This window comes from Actinomadura sp. 3N508, assembly GCF_044326375.1.
GTDB lineage: Bacteria > Actinomycetota > Actinomycetes > Streptosporangiales > Streptosporangiaceae > Spirillospora.
The window spans coordinates 237872-254078 of the sequence record NZ_JBIRAX010000007.1; the positions used below are offsets into that span (position 1 = coordinate 237872).

The window sequence follows — 16207 nt, forward strand, 5'->3', positions numbered from 1 at the left end:
TCCGTTCAGTAGTTCCGCGGGTCGCGCAGGCGCCCGACCCGCTCCCGGTCCATCCGCAGCTCCGCACGCAGCAACCGCGCGAGCGGACCCAGCAGCTGGCGGGCCAGCTCGTCCACGTCCATCTCTTCGGGCCGGCGCGCGTCCGGCCGTCCTTCATCGCGGCGCCCCGCGACCGGGCGCGCGACGGGGTCCGTCGCCGTGGCCCGGGTCGGCGCGGTCTGAGGCGGGGCGGTCTGAGGCGGGGCGGTCTGAGGCGGGGCGGTCTGAGGCGGGGCGCTCTGGGGCGTCCGCCCGGCCTGGGGCGCCCGCCGTCGCGGCGCCGGCGGATCCGGGAGCCGCGGCTCCAGATCCATGTCCAGCGGCCGCTCCGGCACCGGCATCCGGCGCTGCACCGGCAGTGCCGGTTCGCCTCCGGGCGCCCCGCCGACCGGGACAGATGACGCGGCGAAGGTCGGGTTCACCGCCACACGCTGAACCGGCGTCCGCGCAGGGGCGACCGGCCGAGCCGCGCCGACGACCTCGACCCGCCGCGGGGGAACGGGAGACACCACCGCACCCGAACCGCGGCGATCAGCCGTCCGAACACTTCGCTGAACGACGACACCATCCGTCCGCCAGACCGGACGGACGACACCCGCGCGCCGCGGCCCGCCCTCGTCCACCCCACCAACGGCCCGACGCTCACCATGCAAAGGCATGGACGGACGGGAACCCCTTCCCGAACGACGCGCCGGAGACACACGCGAACCAGCACCCGCCCCGGAACCCTGCGCCAAGGGCACAGAAGAATCGGCACCTGAAACCGAACCACGTGGCGGAGACGTGGGCGGACCGACACCCGAATCCGTAGCACCCGTGCCCGAGACAGGTTGCGGAGATCCGGGCGGGCTCGTGCCCGAGACCGGATCGCGGGGTGGAGACGCGGACGGCGTGGTCCCCGGAGCCGGAGCGCGCGGCGGGGACACGGGCGGGGTCGGGCCCGGGGCGGGGTGATGAGGCGAGTGCGGGACGGGCGTGAGGGCCAGCCCCGGCGGGGTCGGAGGTGAGGCGGCGATCGCTTCCGGTCCTGCCGCGGGCCGCCGGACCGGCGCACCCAGGCCCGCCCGCCGCGTCACTCCGGCGGCCGGCGGGAGAATCCGCGAGGCCGCACCTTCGCCGGACGGTTTCGCCGCCCGGCGCTGAACCGCGTGGGCGGTGCCAGGGGACGGAGGCGCGGACTGGTCGGCCCGGGCCTGCGGTGGAGACGCTTCCGGCCGGTCGGAGCCGACGCGTGGAGGAGCACTTGGTTCCGCGTGTCGCGCCGTTGAGGTCTCCGTCAGCGGCGCGGATGGAGGTAGGGACGGCTCCGCAGTCGGCGCGGGAGGGGCGATCCCCGTCGCCGACGCCTCGCCCTTCCGCTGAATCGGACGGGCCTCACCGGTCGGCGAGGTTCCGGACGGCGGACGCGCAGGCTTCTCAGCCGGTGCCCCTCCAGGGGGCTCAGCACCGCCGCGCGCAGGCGTGGGCGGAGTGGGAGCGACTTTGCGCTGGACCGGGGGCCCGGCTGCCGACGAGGTGGGCAACGGTGCGCCCAGCCCGGCACGCCGCACAGGCGGCAAGGGCTTGGACGCGGAGGGCGCCGTGCGCTCGGGCCGGGCCTTCGTCTGCCCGGCGGGCGCGTCCTCGGCCGCGTCCTCGGCTCCAGGCGCCGCCTTCGCCTCCGCCTGCGTGGATGGCGACGCGGGCGCGGGATCGTCCGCCTGCAGCCCAGCGCTGGGCCTCGCCGGGTGCGTCCGGGGCGGTGGGGCCGTCTCGGGCGCCGGGTCCGCGACGGTGCGCGAGGTCCCGCCTGCAGAAGTGGGCGGCGGCGCGGCGGGGGGCTTTGCGGGCGTCCCCCCGCCCTGCCCGGCCGCCGGACGAGATGACCTCGGCCCAGCCGGAGACCGCGGCCCAGCGGAAGGCGGCGGCGCGACGAAGGGCGGCGGCGCGACGGAAGGCGGCGGCGCAGCGGAGAGCTGCGGCCCAGCAGGAGGCTGCGGCGCGACGGAGGGCGGCGGCCCGGCAGAAGGCTCCGGCGCGGTGGAGGGCGGCGGCCCGGCGGAAGGCGGCGGCGCGGCAGAAGCCTGCGGTGCGGTGGAGGGCTCCGGCGCGGCAGAAAGCTCCGGCGCGGCAGGAGGTTGTGGTGCGGTGGGGGGCTGCGGCCCGGCGGTTGATTGCGGTCCGAAGGACGGTGGTGGTCCGTCCTCCCCCCGACCGCTTTCCGCCGGGCCGCTCTCCGCCTTGGGGGGCGGAGGAGTGGCCGGAGCCGCGCGGCGTGCGGGGTGCGCCGCACTGGGAGTGCGCGCGGCTCCGGGAGTCATCTTGCGCTGCATGGGGCGTGCGGCGCTCCGCGATGCGGGTGCCGGTGCGCTGGTGTTGCGGGGAGCGGCGGTGTCGGGAACGCCGGGTGCGGCGTCGTCCGGTGGGATGTCCGCTGGTGGGCTTGGCTCGTCGTGCCGGGCCGGGCGGTGTTTCGAGGGGCGGGGGTCAAGCGCGCGGATCTTGCGGGGCGGGTGGGCCACGCCGTGGGCGGCCGTCAAGGGGGACGAATGCCGTGGCGGCTCCGGGGCGGTTTCCGGGGGCGGAGCCGCTGCGGGTATGGGTGGCGGCTCCGCGTGCAGGGGCTGGGGCGTTCCCGCAGGTCGGAGCGGGTTTCCGAGGATGCCGCCTGGGCCGTCCAAGTTGATCTGGCGGGCGATCTCTCCCGCGAGGGACGGGGCCTGCCAGGTGGCCAGGGCCGCGCCGAAGGCGGGGTCGGCGATCGTGCCCATTGTGGACGGACGGCCCATTGGCGGCGCCGTATGCCAGCCACCATCGGTCCCGTGCGTCCCTCCCGGGGCGTCGGGATCCGCCGCCGGTCGGTGACGGCGGCGGGAGAACAGGTCGCGGATTCCCATCGGTCAGCCGCTCACCAGGGAGGCGATCTGGGTGACGTACCGGCGCCGGTCCGGATGCTCCAGGTCCAGGATCTCCTCGCGGGACCAGTGGAAGTGGTACGCGATGTACGCGATCTCCCGATGCAGGGCGTCCGGCGGGTACGTCATGATTCCCCCAGGCGGCTCCCGGCGAGATCCACCTCGAAGGATTCCGCGCAGGAAGGGCAGGCCACGATCGCCAGCGTGTGGCCCTCGGCGTTGATCTGGCGGTAGAAGTCCTGCAGGAACGCCAGATCGGAGGCGAACATGCCTTCCACGACACCGTCATGCACCTGTGGAAGGGCTCCCAGCCGGGTGATCACCCGGGCGAGCAGCACCACCGAGAGGTAGGGCGGGTTCTCCCGGACGCGCACGTCCTGCAACGGGATCAGCTCGTCCTTGGCCGTGGCCAGGCGCATCGCGCCTTCGCGGTGGACGGTCCCGCTCTCGTCGACGTACCCGCGCGGGAGTTCGAAGGTGAACTCGGTCCGCATCCGGACCGCGTCCACGGTGGGGGCTGAACGGCGCATCAGCTCTCTTCGATCTTCATCTCTTCGTAGGTGATGGTGATCGTCTCGGTGACCGCCGAGGTGCTGCCGGCCTCCAGATCGTCGAACTGCTGGTCGCTGCACCAGGCGTTGCGCAGGTTGAAGCGCCGGACGGGATTGTTCTGGTAGTCCATCTGGATGATCGTCGCGTTCTTGCGGGCCGAGCTCATGTCGCCCTCGAACGACTTCTTGATCCAGTCGGAGAACACCTTGCTGCCCGTCGTGGCGCGCACGACCTGGCACTCTCCGGCCTGCGGAACGCCGGGAAGCTTCCCGGTGGTCGGCTTGCCCTGGGCCGAGTTCTGCTTGAACTCGATCACGTCCTGCTTCTGGCCGAGCCCGCTGACCTTCTGCAGATATTCGACCATCACGCCGTCGATCTGCAATCCGAAATTGTGCGCCGCCGCGGAATCCTGTTTGTCGAAAGCCATGATCTCCCCTTCTGTTCAAATGCCGTATGCCGTCGCGGAGACGGCCTATTCCTCCAGCTCCCCGCCGCCGGAGATCTGCGCCACCCGGAAGATCACGAATTCGGCGGGCTTGACCGGCGCGACGCCGATCTCGCAGACCACGCGGCCGAGGTCGACCGACTCGGGCGGGTTGGTCTCCTCGTCGCACTTGACGTAGAAGGCCTGCTCCTCGGTGGCGCCGAACAGCGCCCCGTCCCGCCACTCGGTGACCAGGAAGGCGGAGATGTTGCGGCGGATCCGCGCCCACAGGTCGTGGTCGTTCGGTTCGAACACCACCCACTGGGTGCCGATCAGGATCGACTCCTCCAGGTAGTTGAAGTAGCGGCGGACGTTCAGGTACCGCCAGGCCGGGTCCGACGCCAGCGTCCGCGCGCCCCACACCCGCACGCCGCGGCCGGGGAACGAGCGGATGCAGTTCACGCCGACCGGGTTGAGCAGGTCCTGCTCGCCCTTGGTGACCTGGAGGCCGAGGTCCACGGCGCCGCGGACGACCTCGTTGGCCGGGGCCTTGTGCACACCGCGCTCGGCGTCGCTGCGGGCCCAGACGCCGGCCATGTGGCCGCTCGGCGGGACCAGCCCGGTCTGCCCGGACGACGGGTCGAAGACCTTGATCCACGGGTAGTAGAGGGCGGCGTAGCGCGAGTCGTACCCGGCGGCGTCCTGCCGCCACTCGTGGATCTCGCGGGCGTTCAGCCCGGGCGGCGGGTCGAGGATCGCGACCCGGTCGCCCATCAGCTCGCAGTGCGCGATCATGCCGAGCTGGACGGCCTTGACGCCCTCCAGGTCGATGGCGCCGCGCTGGTAGGCGCTCATCAGGTCCGGCGCGGCGACCATGGTGACCGCGTCGAGGGCCTCCAGGCCGCCGAAGCCGGTGCGGTCCGCGGTGTCGCCGAGGTAGTGCTCGGGCGTGATCGCCGCACCGTCCGCGGTGGGCGCGGGCGGTGCGGCCGGGACGGCCAGCGTCACGCTCTGGTTGTCCGGCCTCGCCGGCTGCCCGGCCGCCGCGGCCTCGCCCAGGGTGATGAGCTTCGAGCGCTCCTTCACCTGCGTGACGGCGTAGTTGCGGGTGTTCTTCTTGGTCGACACGTTGAAGCTCTCCGCCACCGTGCCATCGACCTTGACGACCAGCTTGAACCGGTCGTCGGCCTTCTCCCCGCCCTTGTCGCCGCCGTCGATGTCGGCGACCTCCACCTCCAGCGTCCCGGCCGCCGAGGAAGGGACGGCCGCGACGCTGAACCCGCCGAGGCGGGCGGGGGTGGGCGCGGCCAGTTCCCTGGGCGCGCCGCTCCCGCCGTCCTGTGCCGTCCCGCCCACGCGGACCACGTAGCAGGTGGTGCCGCCGTTGTTGAAGAACCCGTACACGGCGTGGGCGAGGAAGCAGCCTTCGGTGAAGTCCCCGAACGCGGCCACGTACTGCGACCAGTTCGTGACGAGCACCGGCTCGTTCAGCGGGCCCTCCGGAGCGAACCCGACGAAGGCGCCCACCGACGTCCCGACCCCCTCGATCGGGCGGGATCCGCTGGCCACCTCCTCGACGTAGACGCCGGGCGACAGATACGTGGGCATTGGCTGCTACTCCCCGTTAGGACGGCTTGGACCTACCGAAACCCTGCCGCCCGGCCGCGACGCCCGGAACGTCCGTCCGACCCGTCCGGAGGGCACCCTCCGCTGCCCGGAACGCCACCCGTTCGCCGGGCGGTCGGTCGGTGGGCGGCCGGTGGGCGATCGGCGGGTTCGGCGGCCCCTTCCACGCGAAAGGGCCACTCCGGGGGCGATTCCGGAGTGGCCCCTAAGCCCGGCGGCGTACGCGCTACCGCCGCGATCAGGACTGGCGCGGCAATGGCTAGGAGAACGTGACGGTGGTCGTGTCGAGGTAGTAGTGCTTGATGAAGGCGAAGGTCGAGACGATCTGCATGCCCTGGGAGACGCAGACCCGGCCGCTCGAATCCGGCGTCACGGTGGCCTGGTAGCGGTACTCGTACCAGCCGGGGATTCCGTCGCCGTGGCCCAGCGACCCGATCTCCGGCCATCCGATCCAGGTCTGCTCGCGGTCGACCTCCTGGTACGGGTCGGTCTCGCAGGCGGCGCCCGCCCGGGCCACCACGTCGTTCACGCCGCCGGGGCCGACCGAGGAGTCCGCGGTCCAGACCCACAACGACAGGTCGAGCCGCACCGGGGCCGTCGTACCGACGTTGAACGTGCGGTCGAGCCAGAGCAGGCCGCAGTCGTTCTCGCCGTGGGCCTGCAGATCCACGCTGCGCACGCCGTCCCGCGCCTTGGCGCCGGACAGCGCCACCGCCGAATCATGCGGGGAGCATTCGGGCGTACCGGTGTTCTGGTCGGTCTTCGGGACCCACCCCTGGAACCCCGTCTCGTAGCCGTAGGTGTAGGTGGCCGGTGTGATCCGGGCGACGGCGGGCGCCTGGAGCAGGCCCGCGGCGATGACCACTCCGGCGGCGGCCGCGCCGACCCGCGCGCAGGCGCGGCCGAGCGGCGCCCGAGCGGCGCCGGACAGGTCGATACCGAGAATTCTCACTGCACATCCCCTTTCCGATGGAGACCCATCAGAAATCGACTGGATTTGGTCAGTAGCCAACTCCGGCCTCGATGGAAATGTGAGGGCCGTTCAGGCAATTCCGAGGGCCGTCAAGTAAGGACGGACGCATAGAACGAACGCGGTGGAAGGCGCGATCGCGGGGGCACCGATCGCTGCCCGAGTGGGCACGATCGCCGTGTGGCGAAGTGCGGGCTGTCCGTCCGGGCAGGTTCTGGTGTCGGGTTGTTTGTCCTTGGGTTCCTTCACAGGGGGCGACGCCTGCTCCAGTTTGGGATGACGTCGGCACCTGTGGGAGGGAGCGCGCTGTGCGTGAGCAGCAGAAGGATCGGCCGGGCGACGGCAAGGGCCGCCGGGCACCGGACGGCAAGCGGGCTCGTGCCGGTGAGGCCGTGCCGAGGGTCGTTCCGGGGGGCGCGCCGTCCCCGGGGTCGGTCGTGGCGTTGCAGCGGCTGGTCGGGAACGCCGCGGTGGCGCGGATGCTCTCCGCCCAGCGCCTGACGGACCAGGGCTCCGGCGAGCCGGACTTCGACGAGCACGCACCGGCCGTCCAGCGGCAACGGGTCGAGAAGGTACTGCGATCGCCGGGACGGCCCCTGGACGAGCCCGTTCGCACCGAGATCGAGGCACGCACCGGTGCCTCCCTTGGCCATGTCCGCGTGCACACCGACGCGAGCGCGCACGAGGCCGCCGAGTCGCTCCACGCGGAGGCGTTCACCTCGGGGTCGGACATCGCCTTCCGCCGCGGGAACTACGACCCGCGCTCCCCGTCCGGCATGCACCTGATCATGCATGAGGCGCTCCACGCCATCGACAACCAGAGCGGGCCGGCGACCGGATTCGACAATGGCCAAGGCCTGCTCCTGACCGACCCGGCCGGAAAGACGGAAACGGACGTCGACGCCGAAAGCAAGGCCCTTCTCAGCAAGCCGCTTCCCCACTAGCGCGCGGATTCCGGTGGCAGCCATGTGCCGCGTGTCGTCAGGGGCAGAGAGGCTTGCACCCGGGGGTGCACCGTCGGCCGTTCTCGTGGCGATGGCGGCGGCCTAGCGTCCGGGTGGTGAGTATCTGGAGTTCTCTTGATCCGGCGTCCGCCACCGTCGATCCCGGTGCCGCCGCGACCGTGACGCTGAAGCTTCGCAACACGACCGATCTGGTGGAGGAGTACCGCATCGCGGTCGCCGGCGCGCCCGCGGTGTGGGCCGGGGTTGAGCCGCGGGCGCTGCGCCTCTACCCGGGGACGACCGGCACGGCCGAGATCACCTTCCGGCCACCGCGCACCCCGGACGCGACGGCCGGCGGCCACCCGTTCGCGGTGGAGGTCGTCCCGGCCGAGCAGCCGGGTGACAAGACCGTCGTGGAAGGGCAGCTGACGGTCACGCCGTTCACCGAGGTGCGGGCCGAGCTGCTGCCGCACACGGTGCGCGGACGGTTCCGGGGCAAGCCCAGGTTCGCGGTGGACAACCTCGGCAACACCCGGCTCACCGCATCGCTGACCGGCAAGGACAACAGCGGGCAGCTCGGCTTCGAGCTCCATCCCGCCAACGTGCAGGTGGAGCCGGGCCGGGCCGCGTGGGTGCGGGGACGTGTCAGGCCGGGTTCCATCGCCTGGTTCGGGCAGCGCGAGTCGCACCCCTACACCGTGAACGTGATGCGCTCCGGGACGGAGCCGGTCGAGGTCGAGGGCGTCTTCGTCCAGCGGGCGGTCATGCCGCGCTGGCTGCTCGGCTTCATGGGGATGCTGGTGGCGTTCGCCTTCGCGTTCACGATCGCGTGGTTCACCTTCAAGCCCGACTTCGGCTCGAAGGCGCGCGACGGCGGGATGGTCCCGGTCGGGAACCCGCTCGCCCACCCGGAAGGCCAGAAGCAGGCCCCGGCCCCCGACCAGGAGCCGCGGCAGGCCCCGGCCGTCCCGTCCGGCGGGGGCGGCGTCGAGCCCGAGGGCGACACGGGAGAGCGTCCGCTCGGCGGTCCCGGGCACCGGCTCCTCTACCTCAGCAAGTCCTCGCCGTGGCCCGACCCGCCGGACCCGGACGCGGAGCCCGCCATCTGGCCCTTTCCCGTCAAGAGCCCCGGTTTCGAGGAAGTGGGCGACGAGTGGAAGTGCACGTGGAGCTCGGTCCGGTACACCCTCTGCGGCATGAAGGACGCCTACAAGCCGGGCAGCAAGACGACCTTCGACTTCTGGGTCCGTTCCAACGGCGACCCCGACGCGAGCATCTCCGTCATCTTCGACTGGAACTTCGACGGCGACAAAGAGGTGCTCCAGCGCCGCGAGGTCTTCAAGGCCTTCGAACTCGAACCGAACCAGGAATGGCAGAAGTACACCGAGGAGGTCGGCCTGGAATTCGCCGAGGGCGAGGAGTTCCGCGACATCGACGGCGGGAAGCTGAGCGTCGGGTTCTGGGTCAGGTCGGGCGGTTCCCCGATCGAGGTGCGCTCCAACGTGCCGACGGACCAGGAAATGATCTCGGCGATGCGCATCCCCTACGACCCGCGATGAAACCTGACGGGTGGGCTACACGGCGGGCGGGGGGATGTCGCCGGGCAGCAGCCGGCCCAGCTTGCGGTACTCGCGGCGCGCTCCGGCGAGGAGGTCGTCCATGGAGACCGGGCGTCCGGCCGCGGCGGCCAGATACCCGGCCGTGACGGCCGCGCTGCGGATCGCCCCGCCCGCCAGCTCGAACTCCCGCGCGCACCGGTCGAGGTCGGCGCCGCCGTCCACCGGGACGGGCGGCGCCAGGCAGTGCTCCCACAGCGCCCGGCGCTGCGCCGGGTCGGGGAACGGGAAGTCGATGACCAGGTCGAGGCGCCGGGTGAAGGCGTCGTCGATGTTGGCGCGCAGGTTCGTGGTGAGGACGGCGATCCCGCCGAACGACTCCAGCCGCTGCAGCAGGTAGGCGCTCTCCAGGTTGGCGTACCTGTCGTGGGAGTCCTTGACGTCCGAGCGCTTGCCGAACACCGCGTCCGCCTCGTCGAACAGCAGCACGGCGTCCATCCGGTCCGCCTCGGTGAAGATCCGCTCCAGGTTCTTCTCCGTCTCGCCGACGTACTTGTCGACCACGGCGGGCAGCTCGACGACGTACAGCTCCAGGCCGAGCTCGGCGGCGAGCACCTCGGCGGCCATGGTCTTGCCGGTGCCCGACTCCCCGGCGAACATCGCGACCACGCCGCGGCCCCGGCCGCCGCCGCTGCGCAGCCGCCATTCGCCGAGCACCCGGTCGCGGTGCCGGGCGCGCTGGACGAGCTCGCGCAGCCGCCCGGCCGGCTCGGCGGGCAGGACCAGGTCGCCCCAGCCGACGGCGGGCACGATCCGCCTGGCGTGCTTGTGCAGGCCGCCCGCGTTCTGCAGCCGCGCCCCGCGGTGCAGGTGCGCCGCCGACAGGGGGACGCCGTCCAGCGCGGCGTGGTCGAGCGCGGCCCGCACCGCCCGGCGAACCTGGTCGGCGGAGAACCGGTAGCCGGCGGTGGCGGCGTCGAGGTCGAAGCCGAGGCCGTCCGGGTCCGGGAGTTCCGCGCGCCAGACGCCGGCGGCATGATCCTGCGCCGGGACGTCCAGGACGAGCGGCTGCGACTCGCTCCACCCCGGGTCGAACGGCTGCGGCCCCGCCAGCAGCACCGGAACCTTCGCGGACGCGTCCGCGAAGGCCCGCAGCAGGGGGCCGCCGTCCGGGAACGGGCCCGCCACGACCGCCGCGCCCCGCATCGTCGCCTCCCGCAGGACGGACGGAACCAGCTCCGCCGTCAGCCGCTCCGGATCGGCCGCCAGCACGGGCAGCCCGGCGGACACCGCGGCGGTGCGGGCCGCCGCGACGCCCGCGCCGGGCCGGGCCTCGTGCAGGTAGACCAGCGGGGAGCCGCCCTCCCGCAGCCGCCCGGCCAGCCCGGCGGGCCCCGATGACGCGCGCTTGCCGCCGTCCGGCCGCGCGTCATCGAGGCGCACCGCGCCGGTCAGCTCGCCGTCGAGGGCGTCGTCGCCGAGCAGGAACGCGGCGACCCGGTCGGGGACGACCAGCCCGCGGCTCGGAAAGGGGCGGTCGGCGTCCTGCATGACGACGAGCCTCCCCGCGACCAGCGGCGACCCCGCCGCGAACCGGGCGCGGCCAGGCGCCGACGTCACGGGCACGCCCCACAGGTCCAGGGCGAGCCCGGCGGTGGCGCGGCGGCGGCTCACGTCGTCGTTGAGGTAGCCGTACAGCGCCTCGAACGAGCGGTCCAGATCGGGGGCGAGCGCGGTGAGCAGGATCTCCACGTCGAGGCCGGTGAGGCCGAACGCCCCGGCGAGCCGGTGCAGGCGCGTCCCGGCGCCGGCGGCCTCCGCCAGGTCGGCGAGGGCCCGCTCGTAGTCCGGGTCGCCCGCGGGCTCGGGGCCGGGCCCGGCGGCGAGCCGCCGGGCCGTGCCGTCCGGGACGTAGAGCCCGCGGTACTCGTCCCCGGCGGTCGGATCCGCCGCGGACCGCTCCCCGACCAGCCGCTGCACGCGGGCGCGCAGCAGCTCGATCCGGGCCAGCAGGTAACCCGCCGAGTCGGTCACGCCCGCGACCTCCGGCGCGTCTCCACCACCGCGGCCGCTCTCTCGCGCACCTTCACCTCCACCTCCGTGACCGGCGGCCTGGCGCCGGAATCCGGCGGCTCGGGGAACGGCGCGAGCACGACGACGTCCAGCGACGGCTTCAGCTCGCCGCCGAGCGCCGACCAGAGATCGGTGATCGCCCGCGGCTCCGCCGGCGGCACGCCCACGGTGACGGGGACGCCCGTCCCCGCCGAGGCCAGCAGCCCGTGGGCGGGCAGCGTCTCCGCGGGCAGCGTGTCGTGCCGCAGCAGACAGCCGAGCACGGCCGACAGCAGCCGGTGCTCGTCCTCGGGCTGCTTGGTCCAGGCGCTGACCAGGTAGGAGACGCGGTAGGTGCGGGGCGGCCGCTGGTACCCGGTCACGCGTCCTTCCCCGTCGTGGACGCGGATCCGCCCGTGCTCCCGCCGCCCCATGTCCTCGCGGACGTCGTAGAGGTAGACGTTGATCGTCGGGTGGTTGCGCCGCGCCGCCCACTCGCGGTTCGGCGCCTCGAAGGCCAGCTGCACGTCGCCGCCGGCGAGAGCGCGCGTCCGCAGCAGGGTCCGCAGCGCGTCGTCCACTTCGTGGAGCATCAGATGTAGCCCTCCCGCAGGGCGTAGGCGACGGCGTGGGCGCGGTTGCGCAGCTGCAGCCGGGTCATCAGGCCGTGCAGGACGTTCTTGACGGTCCGCTCCGAGTAGGCGAGCTTCCCGGCGATCTCGGAGGTGTCGAGACCTTCCGCGATGAGGCGGAGCACTTCGCGTTCCCGGTCGGCCAGCCCGGCGGCCAGGCCCTGGGCGGTCACACCGCGCTGGATGCGGCCGACCTGCTTCAGCAGGCGACCCTGCAGGTCGGGAGGCAGGCTGCCGTGGCCGCCCGCCGCCGCGACGACGGCCCGGACGATGCCGTCCGGCCGTGCCTCGCGCCGCCACAGCAGCGCCACCACGCCGCACTCCACGACCTCCAGCAGGTGCGCCTCCTTGAGGTCGCCGACGATCAGGACCGGACGCGCCCCGACCGACCGCGACAACCGCCGCAGCACCGTCTTGACCTGCTCGTCCACGGTCTCGGCGACGACCACGACGACCACGGCTTCGGCCTCGCCGACCAGCGTCAGCTCGGGCCGGGCGCGCAGCCCGCCGACCACGCCGTCGTAGGTGATGGGGTCGGGCGCGTGCACCGCGACGGAGATCCTCTCCCGCACGTCAGCTCCTCCCGGCCGTGGGCGTACCGGCGTGAGCGACGGCATCCGCGCCGGTGTCCGTCACCAGCAGGTCGGACCGATCGGCGGCGGGTTCGGTCGCGGCCACGGCGACCGGCGGCGCGCTCGGCAATCGCGGCGCCAGGGACGGCAGCGGAAGGCCCGGGGAGGCCTCGGGCTTCTTGAGGCCGCCGCCGTCCGCCGGGTCCGGCTTTCCGTGGAGGCACCAGAAACCGTCGTTGTCACGGCACGGAACTTCGGCCCGCACGTTCGGCGGCGGGCCGACGATCGCGGCGGCGACGAGCAGCGCACCGAACACCGCGCCGGCCCTCAGTAACTGACGCGATGGCGGATTCTTCCCGGGCCGCCCGCGCGGCGCCGCGATCCCTTGTCGGCTCATGGCGACAAGACTCGCGGAACCCGCAGAACCCCGAATCCCTGGAGGCTACCCAATCACCGGTACAGCCTGCTGTACCGAACGGACGATCATGCAGTTCAGCACCACATTCGCCCACCGCTCATCGAGCCTCCACCGAGCACGCCGGGGCCGGCGCACCATGCCCGGTCGCGCGCTCGGCCCTCGGATGCGGTCATGGAGTCGCGTTACCGGTCCGGGTGTATTGGCTTCTGAAAAAGAGCAGGCCGTCGTCGCCGGAACCGGAACTCGCGCCATGGACGGCGCCGATGAATATCGTGTGGTCGTCGACATGGTGGGTGGCCACGAGTTCGCATTCGAGCGCCGGGCCGGCGTCCAGCAGGTGGTCGACCTTCCCGGTGTGGGCCTGGAGCTGCACGACCACGTGGCCCTGGACCTGGCGATGAGGGCCACCGGGCGGGTCCGGCTGGCGGGCGCGGACACCCCGGCCAACCGCCGCCGCTACGAGCGGCAGCGGCTCGGACCGCTGACCTCCAACGTGGCCGAGGCGGTGGCGTTCCTCAGCAGCACCGGCGGCGGCGCTCCCGACCTCGAACTGATCTGGTCGCCGGTCGCGTTCACCGACGACGCGCCCGAGGGTGCCCCCGGGCTCACCGTCACCGTGGTCCTGCTCCAGCCGCGCAGCCGTGGCCGCCTCACCCTCGCCGGCGCCGACCCCGCGAGCGCGCCGCGCATCGATCCCGGGTACCTGACGTCCGAGGACGACCTGGCGACGATGGTCACCGGCGTCCGGTTCGCGCGGCGCCTCTTCGAGACGCGGGCGCTCCGGCCGCTGGTGGCGGGGCCCATGAACGCTCCGGCGTCGGCGGTGGACGACGGCGCCGTCGCCGAGGCCGTCCGGGCGCACGCGCAGACGATGTTCCACCCGGTCGGAACCTGCCGCATGGGACGCGCCGGCGACGAGCGGGCCACCGTCGATCCGCGGCTGCGCGTCCGGGGGGTGCCGGGGCTGCGGGTGGCGGACGCGTCCGTCATGCCGAGCATCACCCGCGGCCACACCCACGCGCCCGCCGTCATGATCGGTGAGTACGCGGCGGACCTCGTCCTGCAGGACGCGCAGCGCGGCAACTGACTCGGAGCCCTCGTGAGGCCGAACGCTTCCGGACGCGGCAACGGACCGCGCGACCCGGCCGATCTCGCCGAACCGTGGTCGCGCGGTCCGTCTCGGGGCACCCCGGCCGCGGTCTCGATCCGCGGCCGGTCGGGGGCGTGTCCCCGGCCTATCTCATTGGGTGGTCGAGGGCATCTCGCCGCCTATGGCGGTGGCCTCTCCGCCGATGGCGGCCGCGCCGTCCTCCTCCTCGCCCGCCTCGCCGGACTCGTCGGAGGTCGGAACGTGCCGGAGCAGCACCATGGCGGCGACGGCCAGGACCGCCACGATGGCGCCGCCGACGCCGCTGGCGAGGTTCAGGCCGCCGGTGAACGCCTCGCGCGCCGCCTCCACCACCTGCGCGCCCTGCTGGCCGGGCAGCGAGCGCGCCACCTCCGCGGCACCGGCGAGCGTGTCGCGGGCGCTCTCGGACGCCGCGGCCGGAACCCCGGCGGGCAGCGAGCCGGCGATCTCGTCCCGGTAGACGGTGGTCACGATGCTGCCCAGCCCGGCGATGCCCAGGGCGATGCCGAACTCCATCCCCGTCTCCGACATCGCGGCGGCGGATCCGGCCTTCTCCGGGGGCGCCGAGCCGACGACCAGGTCGGTGCCGAGCACCATCATGGGACCGATGCCGGTGTAGACGAGCACGAAGCCGGTGACCAGCATCGGCAGCCCGTCGACGCTGTCCACCTGGGTGATCAGCGCGTAGCCGGCGACCGAGAGGATCAGGGCGCCGCCGACGAGGAAGCCGGGCCGCACCCGGCGGACCAGCGCCGGCGTCAGCGAGGACGCGACGATCAGGGCGAGGGCCGCGGGCAGCAGCCACAGGCCGGCCTTGATCGGCGACAGGCCCTCCACCAGCTGCAGGTACTGGGCGATGAACAGGTAGAGGCCGCCCATGATGCCGAGGCCGAACAGCAGGACCAGCAGCGAGGCGCTGAACGCGCGGTTCCTGAACAGGCGCAGGTCCAGCAGCGGGTCGGCCAGCTTGGTCTGCCGCATCACGAACACGACACCGACGACGGCGCCGACGACGATGGTCCCGAGCGACAGCCCGTCGGCGCCGTGCTCGGCCAGCCGCTTGACGCCGTAGATGACCGGCAGCACCGTCGCCAGGGACAGCACGACGCTGGCGAGGTCGATCCGGCCCGCATCGTCGTCGCGGTACTCCGGCAGCAGCAGCGGCGCGGCCACCAGCAGCACGACCATCACCGGCACGCCCAGCAGGAACACCGAACCCCACCAGAACCACTCCAGCAGGGCGCCGCCCAGGACCGGGCCGACGGCGATGCCGACCGAGAAGCAGGTCACCCACACGCTGATGGCAACGCCGCGTTGCCGCGGATCCTTGAACATGTTGGTGATGAGGGCCAGCGTGGACGGCATCAGCGTCGCGCCGGTGACGCCGAGCAGCGCGCGGGCGAGGATCAGTATCTCCGGGCTGGTGGCCGTGGCCGCCAGCACCGAGGCGGCACCGAATCCGAGCGCTCCGATCAGGAGCAGCCGGCGGCGGCCTATCCGGTCGCCGAGCGTGCCCATCGTCACCAGGAAACCGGCGATCATGAAGCCGTAGATGTCGGCGATCCACAGCAGCTCGGCGCTGGTGGGCCGCAGGTCCGCGCTGATTTCCGGAACCGCGAGGTTCAGCACGGTCGCGTCCAGGGCCAGCAGGATGGTCGGCAGGGTCAGGACGAACAGTCCGAGCCACTCTCGCGGACCGGCCCGCAGGCCCTCCTCTTCCTCGGTTTCTATCGTCATGGAGACCTCTTTCGTGGTTCGGATGGATCGGTGCGGCGCGAACGGCTCCCGGGCGTCAGACTTCGCAGGGCCGCGCGGACCTCGCCTCGCGCAGCGCGCGTGCCCACCAGATCAGCGGTTCGAGAACCGCCTTGACGGAGGCGTGCGGCCCCGTGGAAGTCTTGGGTGGGCTGTAGCCGCTGATCTCGCGCCAGTCGCGGGGAAGGTTGATCGAATGGCGAAGGGCGACGGCGTAGACCTCGGTGAACATGTGACGCACCTGTTCGGAGGCGTCCCGGCCGGCCGTGGGGCAGCCGCAGGACACGAAGGTGATCGGCTTGGCCTTCCACTCGTCCTGGAACCACGCGATGGCGCTCTTGAGGGAGACGGGGACCTCACCGTGGAGCTCCTCGGCCACCACGACGAAGGCGTCGGCCGCCGCCAGGCTGGCGGCCATCGCCCGTACCCGCGACGGGAGCGGCTCGTCGCCCGCGGGAGCCGCGGGCAGCGCGGCCTCCGCCAGATCGATCACCTCGATCTCCAGGCTCGCGTGCCGGCGGGCCTGCTCGGCGAGCCAGCGGGCCGGCGGGGGTCCGATGCGGTCGTCGTGCTGACTGCCGACGATGACCGCCAGGCGCAGACGGCTGTTGTCAGGCACTCGAGGACTCTTTCGCGCTCGTCCG

Annotated in this window: 16 protein-coding genes; 3 read left to right on the forward strand and 13 right to left on the reverse strand. The window is 73.1% G+C overall.

The window, feature by feature from the left end; genetic code table 11:
* Positions 1 to 5: 5 nt before the first annotated feature.
* The 6 genes from ACH34S_RS25465 to ACH34S_RS25490 all read right to left on the reverse strand — a co-directional run bounded on the left by ACH34S_RS25465 (position 6) and on the right by ACH34S_RS25490 (position 6487).
* Positions 6 to 461 carry a hypothetical protein gene (locus ACH34S_RS25465; RefSeq protein ID WP_395955302.1) on the reverse strand — a complete coding sequence of 152 codons (456 nt, stop codon included), beginning with the start codon at positions 459 to 461 and terminating at the stop codon, positions 6 to 8.
* Between the two features lie 2457 nt (positions 462 to 2918).
* The gene (locus ACH34S_RS25470; protein WP_171064714.1) at positions 2919 to 3062 is read right to left on the reverse strand and encodes a DUF6760 family protein; all 144 of its coding nucleotides are present in this window, start codon (positions 3060 to 3062) and stop codon (positions 2919 to 2921) included.
* On the reverse strand, positions 3059 to 3463 hold the full coding sequence (locus ACH34S_RS25475; protein ID WP_395955303.1) for a hypothetical protein: 405 nt from the start codon (positions 3461 to 3463) through the stop codon (positions 3059 to 3061). Before ACH34S_RS25475 ends, ACH34S_RS25470 begins: the two co-directional genes overlap by 4 nt.
* Positions 3463 to 3912, reverse strand: coding sequence for a phage tail protein (locus ACH34S_RS25480; protein WP_395955304.1), 450 nt, complete (start codon positions 3910 to 3912; stop codon positions 3463 to 3465). The genes ACH34S_RS25475 and ACH34S_RS25480 overlap by 1 nt, the downstream gene beginning before the upstream one ends.
* 45 nt (positions 3913 to 3957) lie before the next feature.
* The gene (locus ACH34S_RS25485; RefSeq protein WP_395955305.1) at positions 3958 to 5517 is read right to left on the reverse strand and encodes a phage tail sheath family protein; all 1560 of its coding nucleotides are present in this window, start codon (positions 5515 to 5517) and stop codon (positions 3958 to 3960) included.
* A gap of 277 nt (positions 5518 to 5794) precedes the next feature.
* Positions 5795 to 6487: a hypothetical protein gene (locus ACH34S_RS25490; RefSeq protein ID WP_395955306.1), complete on the reverse strand. Its 693-nt coding sequence runs from the start codon at positions 6485 to 6487 to the stop codon at positions 5795 to 5797.
* A 326-nt stretch (positions 6488 to 6813) separates the two neighbouring features.
* On the opposite strand from ACH34S_RS25490, the gene ACH34S_RS25495 reads away from it, so the two are divergent.
* The gene (locus ACH34S_RS25495; RefSeq protein WP_395955307.1) at positions 6814 to 7449 is read left to right on the forward strand and encodes a DUF4157 domain-containing protein; all 636 of its coding nucleotides are present in this window, start codon (positions 6814 to 6816) and stop codon (positions 7447 to 7449) included.
* 116 nt (positions 7450 to 7565) lie between these two features.
* Entirely contained in the window at positions 7566 to 9008 is a 1443-nt protein-coding gene (locus ACH34S_RS25500; RefSeq protein WP_395955308.1) for a hypothetical protein, read from the forward strand.
* Positions 9009 to 9023: 15 nt separating this feature from the next.
* Here the strand turns inward: ACH34S_RS25500 and ACH34S_RS25505 are convergent, their stop codons facing one another.
* From ACH34S_RS25505 to ACH34S_RS25525, 5 genes are all read right to left on the reverse strand, one after another.
* Entirely contained in the window at positions 9024 to 11039 is a 2016-nt protein-coding gene (locus ACH34S_RS25505) for an ATP-binding protein (protein WP_395955309.1), read from the reverse strand.
* Complete coding sequence (locus ACH34S_RS25510) at positions 11036 to 11650, reverse strand: DUF4255 domain-containing protein (protein WP_395955310.1); 615 nt, start codon at positions 11648 to 11650, stop codon at positions 11036 to 11038. Before ACH34S_RS25510 ends, ACH34S_RS25505 begins: the two co-directional genes overlap by 4 nt.
* Positions 11650 to 12261 (reverse strand): LuxR C-terminal-related transcriptional regulator, encoded by a 612-nt coding sequence (locus ACH34S_RS25515; RefSeq protein WP_395955311.1) that lies wholly within the window; start codon positions 12259 to 12261, stop codon positions 11650 to 11652. Before ACH34S_RS25515 ends, ACH34S_RS25510 begins: the two co-directional genes overlap by 1 nt.
* Position 12262: 1 nt before the next feature.
* Positions 12263 to 12577 (reverse strand): hypothetical protein, encoded by a 315-nt coding sequence (locus ACH34S_RS25520; protein WP_395955312.1) that lies wholly within the window; start codon positions 12575 to 12577, stop codon positions 12263 to 12265.
* A gap of 271 nt (positions 12578 to 12848) precedes the next feature.
* Positions 12849 to 13058 carry a flavin reductase family protein gene (locus ACH34S_RS25525; protein WP_395955313.1) on the reverse strand — a complete coding sequence of 70 codons (210 nt, stop codon included), beginning with the start codon at positions 13056 to 13058 and terminating at the stop codon, positions 12849 to 12851.
* Positions 13059 to 13076: 18 nt separating this feature from the next.
* Between ACH34S_RS25525 and ACH34S_RS25530 the strand changes: the two genes are divergently transcribed.
* Complete coding sequence (locus ACH34S_RS25530) at positions 13077 to 13766, forward strand: GMC family oxidoreductase (protein WP_395955500.1); 690 nt, start codon at positions 13077 to 13079, stop codon at positions 13764 to 13766.
* A 153-nt stretch (positions 13767 to 13919) separates the two neighbouring features.
* Here ACH34S_RS25530 and ACH34S_RS25535 read toward each other — a convergent pair whose 3' ends face one another.
* A complete protein-coding gene (locus ACH34S_RS25535; protein ID WP_395955314.1) occupies positions 13920 to 15545 on the reverse strand; it encodes an MFS transporter in 1626 nt (541 codons plus the stop codon).
* 55 nt (positions 15546 to 15600) lie between these two features.
* Positions 15601 to 16182, reverse strand: a complete 582-nt coding sequence (locus ACH34S_RS25540) for an NAD(P)H-dependent oxidoreductase (RefSeq protein ID WP_395955315.1) — start codon at positions 16180 to 16182, stop codon at positions 15601 to 15603.
* Positions 16183 to 16207 lie beyond the last annotated feature (25 nt).